Here is a 1,568-nt window from a genome sequence, read left to right as displayed (position 1 = left end):
CAGGGCGGGAGCCGCTAGTTCAGGATTCCGGCGACGGCCCGCTGCATGTCGTCCTTCGAGAGCGCGCCGATCAGGACCTCCTTGATCAGGCCGTCGCGACCGATGAACACGTGCGTGGGAATTCCCACCAGGCGGTAGGCGCTCCCGATCTTCGTCGACTGGTCGGCAATGATGGGGAAGGTCAGGCCCGCACGCTTCGCGAAGCCCGCGATGTCGGCCGGCGGGTCGTTGATGAACACCGCGAGCACGTTCAGGCCCTCGGGCTGGTATCGCGTGTAGGTCTCCTGGAGATCGGCCGCCTCCACCCGGCAGTCACGACACCAGCTGGCCCCGAACGTCAGCCACAGGGGCTTGCCCGCATAGTCCGCAAGCGAGATCGTCTTGCCGTCATAGCTCAGACCGGTGAAGGCAGTCGGGACCTTGCCGACCGCGGGCTGCTCCGCGCCGGCGCTCCCGGTCAGCGAGACGTTCGTCACGCCGTCGTCGAACCCGTCGCTGATGAACCAGGACAGGGCCCCAATCGTCACGGTCACGACGGCCATGACGACGATGGTCTGGATGCGGCCTGCCGACTTCCGGGAGCGGCCGACAGTTCCCGTGGCGACGCCCAACCTGATCTCCTTGTCGGCGCGGCCGACGTACTGGGTGTTCCGCCGATGCTCGAGGTGTGCGGGCGTACCGGTGGACCGCGCCAATCATCTCCCTCGTGACCGCCGCGGTCGATGAAGGGCGGGTCAGGGCTTCGTCAAGACTCCGTCAACGCCCACCGCGACCCGCGGACGATGCACCGGGGACGTGCCGCCGGTCCAGGATTGGGCGTCGCGTTCGGGGTCGGCCGAAGGAGCGGTTTCGGGGTGGCCCTCCGGCTCGGTTTCACCGTTCGGTTGGCGGGTGGCTTTGCGGTCGGTCTTGGGGTGGCCCTCGGCGTCACCTTCGGCGACGGTTTCGGAGTGGCCTTCGGGGAGGTCGTGCGCGACCCACAGCGATCTGCGAAGAGCACCGTCCAGACGTACTTGCCGTCGGCCGCCCGGTAGGCACCAATGCCGATGGAGTCCCACGCCTCGCCCAGGATGGCGGCTCGATGACCGGCCGAGTCCATCCATCGATCGAACACCCACGCGGAGACGTCCTCGGCCGACGCGCCCTCCCACGTCACCGTGCCGAGGTTCTCACCCGCCACCTTGAAGCAGTAGTCGTACTTGTACTGCAGGTACCAGAAGACCTTCCGGTCGGTGCCCTTGATCGTGTGCCCGAAGTAGTCGCGCAGCGCCATGTCCTTGGCTCGCCAGCGCGCAGCGGCCTGCAGCACAGGATCCGGCTTCAGCGTCCGAAGCCCGGCGGACGCCCGCGCCTTGTTCTGCAGCGCGATCAGTTGATCCTCGGACGCCTTGCTGAACGCCCCGGGATCCCATCCGAGCGCCGGCGTGGGGGCGATGAGGAGGCCGCCGGCGGCCAGCCCCATCGCAAGCGCCAGGCTCATGAGCAAGGTGGCGATCGTTCCTCGCCGGGCGCGGAGACGGGTGGGGATGGGTTCGGACATGATCGGTCCCTGTCAGCCATCCGGCGCG

General features: G+C 68.2%; 2 protein-coding genes. Both read right to left on the bottom strand.

What is annotated here, in order from left to right; translation table 11 throughout:
* Positions 1–14: 14 nt before the first annotated feature.
* On the bottom strand, positions 15–695 hold the full coding sequence (locus tag VGK32_07985) for a TlpA disulfide reductase family protein (protein HEY3381692.1): 681 nt from the start codon (positions 693–695) through the stop codon (positions 15–17).
* 50 nt (positions 696–745) lie between these two features.
* Positions 746–1,540 (bottom strand): CAP domain-containing protein, encoded by a 795-nt coding sequence (locus VGK32_07980; GenBank protein ID HEY3381691.1) that lies wholly within the window; start codon positions 1,538–1,540, stop codon positions 746–748.
* Between the last annotated feature and the right edge of the window lie 28 nt (positions 1,541–1,568).

It is taken from the genome of Vicinamibacterales bacterium (assembly GCA_036504215.1).
Classification (GTDB): Bacteria; Acidobacteriota; Vicinamibacteria; order Vicinamibacterales; family Fen-181; genus FEN-299.
Note: the sequence above shows the minus strand (reverse complement) of the source record. Positions and strands in the feature narration are given on the sequence as shown.

What these genes read in the sequence shown, in the direction of transcription:
- VGK32_07980 (HEY3381691.1), bottom strand. Translation starts at nt 1,540, where the DNA reads ATGTCCGAACCCATCCCCACCCGTCTCCGCGCCCGGCGAGGAACGATC.